Here is a 7184-nt window from a genome sequence, read left to right on the forward strand (position 1 = left end):
CGCCCAGGGCACGGGATTGCGCGGAGGGATGTCGAAGCTATGCGCCGTCCGAAGCCAAAACGCCACTCCCAACGCAGGGTGTCGACGGTGGGACGACTATCGGAGGGCGGCTGAGCGCGGGTTTCGCCAGTTCGGAGATCCGCGGCGGCTGCGTTGCGCATCCGGAACGCGCATCAAAAGGGCCCCGTGTCCGATTTTCGCGCGGACGGTCATCGCCGCTCTGCGATGAGGGGCGTCAGGCTCCCGGGACGACCGGCCTGCCCGTAAAGGCGCGCGAAGGCGCCGGACTCCTCACCCGCCGCCAAGCCGCGATCGCGCTGCGTCTGTCTTCGAAGGTCGACCGCAGGCGTGTTCCAGGCGCGCCCCGACGGTCCTCCCCGAAGCCGTGGAGCAGCACCGCGTCGGGACCGAAGACCCGATGCATCTCGGCACGCCAGAGACGGTCGGTGACCGCAAGCACGCGCTCGGTTTCTGCCAAGCGGTCGATATCCATGGCGGAGGTTCCCCGTTCACTGCCTGTCGCCGCACCGCCGGGCTGGCGACACGAGATCCCGCTCGAGGACCGGGGCAGCCCTGGAAGACGCGTCAGAGTGCTCTTGCGAGACCCGCCTCCAGGTTGAGGGCGCTGGCTGTCTGTTGAGCGAGGCGGACGCCCGTCGGCTCGACCACCGCATCCGCTTTCACGGCCTGGCGCACGACCGCAAGCGCCTCGTCCTCGGAGGTCGTGATCACGGCGTAGAACATCACCAAGGAACCGGATAGTTCCGCCTCGTCGGGGCGCGTCACCTTGAGGATATAGGCGGTCTGATTGGGCTCGATCATGGCCGCCTCGGGGGAATGGGCGCCGGCCGGGGGCATGAAACATCCTCACGTTTGAACATGTCGGGTTCGCAGCAGCGATCGATGATGGTTTAACTCCGGAAGCCGGTTCCCGTGCGGGAACACTCGCCGTGAGCCGACGGGCAGCCGAAGGCCGAGCGAGAGGATGCGCGCCTCTGCATCGCAAACTCCATCGCTCGTGCCGTCGCGACGGACGATCGGTACGGGCATGACAGAGCATCCGAGATGCCCTGCTCGAAACAATCGTCGCAGCCTTGCCGATCTTTGGAAGAAACGAGATCGGACGCCTAAGCTCTGCTCGCAGCAGATCGCGCGGCGCTCCGATGATCACACTGCGTGGCCGCCAGTCTCCCGCGGCTTGCGTCGCGGCAGGCGTGGCCGGGACGGATCATCGTCCCTGTCGGTCCTGAGAGTGGCGTTCGGCTCGCCGCGTCGATCCAGATCGCAGCAGCGTTCCCTCAGGGCGTTCTTCTCTGGCCCGATCGCCCCCCGCAGCGTTGCAGCACTCAACGGCCATGCGGAAGCCCGGTCGGGCCGGATGGATCAAGAGGCCGGAACGAGTTCGCCTTCCCGTGCCGCGCGCTCACCGCCGTCGGACCGTATCCGGTAGGTGGGTTCGCCGGAGCGGTCATCCGGCGTCAGCCGGACCACTTCGAACAGGCCGTCGACGATGCCCTTGTTGCCCGTATAGCTGGTCCCCAGCTGCCGCACGTGCTGGCCGATTTTGAACTTGTGAGACATGTTTCGTCCTCCAAAGAAGCGCTGAGCGGGGAGCGACCGGCTTACCGGCGGGCTCTGGCCTTACGAGCGGCGAAGCGCGCGTCGCGGGCGGCCTTCTGCTCAGCGGCGCGGGCCGTCTGCAAAGCCGCTGCCTCGGCCACCAACCGAATCCGGTCGGCTTCGGCCTGCGCGCTGGCAGCGAGACTCTCAGCCTCGCGTGCGGCTTCGTCGGCGAGGCGGGCGACCACACGCTCGGTGTTGCGTGCGGTCCGCGCCGCGACCACAGCTTGGCGGGCTGCCTGCCGGGCGCGAAGGGCCGGATCGTCGGCTGACGGGCGGGCCCGGAACCGGGCCAGGGTGTCCTGTCGCGACTTGGCGATCGCCGCCAGATGGTCAACAAGCTGACTTGCTTTGTATGGTCCCACGAATATTCCTTGTGCGCGCCAGAGCTAAGCTTTGGCTGCGAAATACAGATGAAGCCGCCCCCGGGGGAACGGCTTCGAGACGCGTCTTGGAAGACGGCGTGTGGCTCAGACGGCCTGGAGGCTGCCGGCGGACTGCTTGCCGCTGCGGCGATCGGTTTCCATTTCGTAGGAGACCTTCTGGCCTTCGGTCAGACCCTGCATGCCGGCACGCTCGACGGCGGAGATGTGCACGAACACGTCCTTGCCGCCGTCATCCGGCTGGATGAAGCCGAAGCCCTTGGTGTCGTTGAACCACTTAACGGTGCCGATGCTCATAGGTATTCCATATCGTTATAGGTAGTTAAATAGGTCGAGCGCACGCCATGCACGCGCTCGGTCGCGAATTTTCGAATATGGGAGAGATGCAGAGCGCTCGCCCTGTTGAGGCGATGCGGCCGAATATCTGGCCAAAAGTCGATTTATCATCTGTACGGCATCGGAGAGATAATCACAAGCACTAAGTCAAAATGCAGGATGTTTGACACGCGGCGCAGAAGATTTTGGCGGTGCAAATCAGCGGCGCGAAGCTAGGCGGCGGTTTCCATACCGACCGCGCCATGGATTCCCAATCCGGGTCCCCGGTTACCCGAACGAAGCTGCACGCTGCCTTCAGATCCTCACACTCGCCGCCCCAGCGGCCGCGGCTTGTTCCACGGAAGCACCGCCGCGCAGGGCCATGGCGATGGCCGTCGATATGGTGTCGATCGCCAGCGCGCGATCCTGACCATAATCGTAAGAGCTGTTTCTGTCGGAACTCAGCCTGGCATAGTAGCTGTCCGGAAAGCGCTCATCGATCCGCAGCTTGAGCATTCGCGTTGCTGCGTTGTAATCGCTTTCGAACTGTCGGGATTTTGTGGAATACCCGCCTTCGAAGGTGCCGGCTTCGCGCTCTTTGGACATCGTATTCGCCCTGCGACTCTGAGTTTCGCCAAGGAAAAGACCGATGATTTTGCTGGTCAACCAGCGCATGACGTGCATTCTGTCCTCCTGACTTAAGGGCCGTTGAGCGATGCTCGGTGCTGTCGCGCCGTCTCGCGGATCCGGGTATCCGGCCTCCTCGGTTCGACTGGCGCTTGAAGAGCAGTCCTGAATGGCCGCGCATGCGACCGTCTGCGGATAGATCAGTGCCTGTTCTAGGCCGAAGCCATCGGTAAAAGGCTCTCGATGCGAAGCTTCAGCCGCGTCGCCCGGATCGCGTCCAAGGTGCGCCGATGCGCATCTGCGGCAATACCTTCGGCTTCGAGGTCCGTGAGCTGATCGATCAGCCACCCACGCTCCTGAAGACCAGGCAGCTGCGATGAACGTGCAACCATCCTGATCAATCTTTGCATCACCGGGCAAGGCGGTGCTGAGTACGGCTCGACCACGATTGTCATCTCCCGATTTCCGCCATCGTGTCAGCCACGACCGCGGGGCTCGGCGAGGCCCACAATCGACGGAGCCGCCCTGTTGACGGTCACCGGCGGCTCTTCCGCTTTCTTTGACTCGCTGGGCCCGCGGCTCGATTCGGTTGCCATGATCGCGCTCCGCGTCACGTTCGGAGGCAGAATAGGACCGGCTCCGGGATCTGTCGGACGGCCGGATGGCAAGCGGTCGAATCTCCGTTGGGCTGTCATGCGCGCCGTACCCGGTATAGGAACGAAGCGTCAGCACCCCACGCTCGGATGCAGGCCGATGCAGCCGATAGGCTTGGCGCACCTGATGAGAGCGGAACCGTCCTGAAACTGACGGGATGTTTGCCAAGCACGCCTGTCCATTGCAGGCGGGGGCGCAGGCCCTCAGTCACCGGCGCCTGGATCAGTCGATCCGATGATGGTCTCACTCTGCGCCTTCGAGCGCGATAAAGATAGTCCTCTGGCGTCGGGGCATCCGCTGCCCATGCAGCGGCCCTGCAGTCGCCTCTCCCTCGGCCCGGTCCGAATTACCGGTATTGCGTCGGGGCGCTTCTGACCGCGTACGCCCGCAGTGGCTGCCGCGGCGTCAGCCGACGGGGTCCGCATCGAGCGATACGCGCAGGCGCATCCGCACCACGCCCATCTCGTCGCGGACAGCCGCCATGTAGTCCTGCCGGCCGGGCGCATCGGAGAATCCCTGCGCGATACGTGTCATGATCTTCACAGCCTGAGACCGGGCGGCCTCAAGGCTCGGCAGGTCGTAGCCGTCTCTGTCGCGGACGATGTCGGTTCCGTCGTGCAGATCGATGAAATAACGCGGCATAGGCGGCTCGGCGAGGCTGATCCGTCCGCCACGCTAAGCCGTTTCCGCACTTGTCCGCTTACCCCTTTTCGGTAGCTTGCCCGGACCGCGGCGCCACACGCGTCGGTCGCGCCCTTCGGTCCGGGCAACAGGTCGAACGGGCGCCCCTAGCGAAAGTCGCCCGGCGTCAGGCCGTGACGCGCCATCTTGTCGTAAAGCGTCTTGCGGGGCAGTCCGAGCGCCTCGGCGGCGGCCCGGACATCGCCGCCGGCCATGATCAACTCGTCGCGGATCAACTGCCGCTCGAAACGATCCACCTGATCGGTGAGGCTGCCGGCCGCCGCCTCAGTGGCGGATTGCGGCACGGCTCCGAGCCCGAGGGCGCAACGCTCGGCGAAATGGCCGAGTTCGCGGACATTGCCCGGCCAGGGGTGACGGCGCAGATGATCGCGGATGGACGGCGTGACCGGCGGCACCGGCCGTCCGAACCGCTCGGCGGCGCGGCGCAGGAAGTGCTGGAAGAGCAGCATCACGTCCTCGCCCCGGTCGCGCAGGGGCGGGATCGCGATCGTGATGACGTTGAGGCGGTGATAGAGGTCGTCCCGGAAGGTGCCCTGAGCGGCCGCCTGCCCGAGATCGACCTTCGTGGCAGCGACGACCCGCATGTCGACCGGCCGCACCTCGTTCGTGCCCAGCGGTTCCACGGTGCGCTCCTGAAGCACCCGAAGCAGCTTGACCTGCAGCGGCAGCGGCATGCTCTCGATCTCGTCGAGGAAGAGCGTTCCGCCCTGTGCGTGCTCGATCCGACCGATCCGGCGCTTCAGCGCCCCGGTGAAGGCCCCGGCCTCGTGGCCGAACAATTCGCTCTCGACGACGCTGTCCGGCAACGCCCCGCAATTCATCGCCACGAGATTCCGCCCGGAGCGCCGGCTCCAGCGGTGCAGGGCGCTCGCCACCACCTCCTTGCCCGATCCCGTCTCACCGAAGACGAGCACATCGACATCGGCCTGCGCCACCTCGCGCACGAGGGCGCGCAGGTTCGCGATCTCCGGAGAGATCCCGAGGAACGCCGGATCCTCCTCGATCGCCGCGTCGAGCCGTGCCCGCAGCGCCCGATTCTCCATCACGAGCCGCCGCCGCTCCAGCGCCCGGCGCACGGAGGCGACGAGCGCTTCCGCGGGATAGGGCTTGGCCAGGAAGTCGTAGGCGCCGCCCTGCATGGCGGCCACAGCCATGCGGATGTCGCCGTGGCCGGTGATCAGGATGACAGGCAGGTCCGGATCCACCCGGCGCAGGCGCGCCAGCAGGCCGACGCCGTCGAGTCCGGGCAGCCGCACGTCGGTGACCACCACGCCGGGTGGCGCGGCCAGGATCGCCGCCAGAGCCGCCTCTGCGGCGGCGAAGGCCTCGACGGCAAATCCCTCCAGTTCCAGGCTTTGGCAATTGGCCCGGCGAACCTCCGCCTCGTCGTCGATGAAGACGACGCGCTCGGTCGCCGCCTCCGCGTCCGCCGATCCGCTCACGGTGTTGCTCCCAAGGGCTTGTCCACGCCCGGCCTCTTCTCCGTCGCCCGGAGCAGCTCCATCCGGAAGACCGTGCCGGCGTCCGCGCCGCCCGCCAGGATCAGGTTGCCGCCGCAATCCTCCACGATCCCACGGGCGATGGCGAGACCCAGACCGAGGCCATCCGCCTTGGTCGTGAAGAACGCGTCGAAGACCTGGCTGCGTAGGGCGTCGGGAATGCCGGGCCCGGTATCGGCCACTTCGACCGCGATGCGCTCGCCACCGTCGGAGCGAAGGTGCAGTCCGACGCGGGCGTCCGGTCGGCCCGCCACCGCGTCGAGGGCGTTCTGGAGCAGATTGACCAGAACCTGCTCCAGCCGCGGACCGTCTCCGAGCACGCGCAGATCCGGGTCGGGCAGGTCTGCCGCGAGCGGGACGTCGAGGGCCGCCGCGCGCGCAGTCACGAGTTCCAAGGCGTTTGCCACCACGTCGCGCAGCGCCACCGGCTCGCGTCGCGGCGAGGCGCGGCGGGCGAAGCCCTTGAGCTGCCGGGTGAGGCCCGCGATGCGGTCGGTGAGCCGGCCGATGGCGGCCGCATTCTCGGCCGCGTCGTCGGATCGCCCGCGGCGGATGAGGATCGCGGTGTTGTCGGCGTAGGAGCGGATCGCCGCCAACGGCTGGTTGATCTCGTGCGCCATGCTGGCCGCGAACTGGCCCAGGGCCGCCAGCCGGCCGGCCTGCGCCAATTCGCGGCCGAGGCGCTCGCGTTCGGCCTCGCCGCGCTGCCGCTCCGCGATCTCGGCGCGCAACTGCGCGTTGGTCTCGCGCAGCGCGCGTGTCCGCGCCTCGACCCGGGTTTCAAGCTCCGCCCGGCGCGCAGCGGCCTCCGACAGCCGCATCCGCGTCCGGCGGCCGCGGTCGGCCAGGGCGAAGAGCCCATATCCGACGAGCGCCGTGGCCAGCGCCGCGATGATCCAGGCCTGAAGCCGCTCGCGCTCGACGGCGGTGCCGACCGGTGTCAGCGTATGCAACCGCCAGTCCGTCCCGGGCACGGTGGCCTGCGATAGGATCGCGGTCCAGGCCGGCAGTGCCCCCCGGGCGACGCGGACGGCGTCCGGCTTGCCGGCGATCGGATGCAGCGGCAGCCGCTTGAGGGACGCCGCCCCGAATTCCTGCCCTGCCTCGATCCGGGCACGCTCGGCGGCATCGATGGCGTCGAGGGTATCGAAGCGCCACCCCGGCTCGCTGGTGACGAGGACGATGCCCCGGGCATCGGTGACGAAGGTCACCTCGTGGGCAGCGCGCCACGCCGCCTCGACCGCGTCGAACTCCACCTTCACCACGACGACCCCGGCGCCAGTGTCGACGCGCCGCGCGAGGTACAGGCCGGGCCGGCTGCTGACCGTGCCGAGGGCGAATTGCGATCCGGCGCCGCGGGCAGGGCCTGCTTGAAATAGGGACG

At 67.5% G+C, this 7184-nt stretch carries 8 protein-coding genes and 1 pseudogene; all 9 read right to left on the reverse strand.

Annotation, left to right across the window (positions count from 1 at the left end; genetic code table 11):
* Positions 1-585: 585 nt before the first annotated feature.
* Positions 586-858 carry a hypothetical protein gene (locus tag I53_RS03210; protein ID WP_043346613.1) on the reverse strand — a complete coding sequence of 91 codons (273 nt, stop codon included), beginning with the start codon at positions 856-858 and terminating at the stop codon, positions 586-588.
* 525 nt (positions 859-1383) lie between these two features.
* Entirely contained in the window at positions 1384-1581 is a 198-nt protein-coding gene (locus tag I53_RS03215; RefSeq protein WP_043346614.1) for a hypothetical protein, read from the reverse strand.
* A 41-nt stretch (positions 1582-1622) separates the two neighbouring features.
* Complete coding sequence (locus I53_RS03220) at positions 1623-1985, reverse strand: DUF6481 family protein (protein WP_043755289.1); 363 nt, start codon at positions 1983-1985, stop codon at positions 1623-1625.
* A gap of 105 nt (positions 1986-2090) precedes the next feature.
* Positions 2091-2300, reverse strand: a complete 210-nt coding sequence (locus I53_RS03225) for a cold-shock protein (RefSeq protein WP_043346616.1) — start codon at positions 2298-2300, stop codon at positions 2091-2093.
* Between the two features lie 333 nt (positions 2301-2633).
* Positions 2634-3002, reverse strand: a complete 369-nt coding sequence (locus tag I53_RS03230; protein WP_043346618.1) for a hypothetical protein — start codon at positions 3000-3002, stop codon at positions 2634-2636.
* Between the two features lie 155 nt (positions 3003-3157).
* On the reverse strand, positions 3158-3400 hold the full coding sequence (locus I53_RS30815; protein ID WP_236952835.1) for a hypothetical protein: 243 nt from the start codon (positions 3398-3400) through the stop codon (positions 3158-3160).
* A 604-nt stretch (positions 3401-4004) separates the two neighbouring features.
* Entirely contained in the window at positions 4005-4241 is a 237-nt protein-coding gene (locus tag I53_RS03235; protein WP_043346619.1) for a hypothetical protein, read from the reverse strand.
* A 146-nt stretch (positions 4242-4387) separates the two neighbouring features.
* Positions 4388-5743 carry a sigma-54 dependent transcriptional regulator gene (locus tag I53_RS03240; RefSeq protein WP_043346622.1) on the reverse strand — a complete coding sequence of 452 codons (1356 nt, stop codon included), beginning with the start codon at positions 5741-5743 and terminating at the stop codon, positions 4388-4390.
* Positions 5740-7184 (reverse strand): annotated as a pseudogene (locus I53_RS03245) (sensor histidine kinase); the annotation flags it as partial. The gene I53_RS03240 and the pseudogene I53_RS03245, both read right to left, overlap by 4 nt.

Source organism: Methylobacterium sp. B1 (assembly GCF_000333255.1).
Classification (GTDB): domain Bacteria; phylum Pseudomonadota; class Alphaproteobacteria; order Rhizobiales; family Beijerinckiaceae; genus Methylobacterium; species Methylobacterium fujisawaense.

What these genes read in the sequence shown, in the direction of transcription:
- I53_RS03215 (WP_043346614.1), bottom strand. Translation starts at nt 1,581, where the DNA reads ATGTCTCACAAGTTCAAAATCGGCCAGCACGTGCGGCAGCTGGGGACC.
- I53_RS30815 (WP_236952835.1), bottom strand. Translation starts at nt 3,400, where the DNA reads ATGACAATCGTGGTCGAGCCGTACTCAGCACCGCCTTGCCCGGTGATG.
- I53_RS03210 (WP_043346613.1), bottom strand. Translation starts at nt 858, where the DNA reads ATGCCCCCGGCCGGCGCCCATTCCCCCGAGGCGGCCATGATCGAGCCC.
- I53_RS03235 (WP_043346619.1), bottom strand. Translation starts at nt 4,241, where the DNA reads ATGCCGCGTTATTTCATCGATCTGCACGACGGAACCGACATCGTCCGC.
- I53_RS03225 (WP_043346616.1), bottom strand. Translation starts at nt 2,300, where the DNA reads ATGAGCATCGGCACCGTTAAGTGGTTCAACGACACCAAGGGCTTCGGC.
- I53_RS03230 (WP_043346618.1), bottom strand. Translation starts at nt 3,002, where the DNA reads ATGCACGTCATGCGCTGGTTGACCAGCAAAATCATCGGTCTTTTCCTT.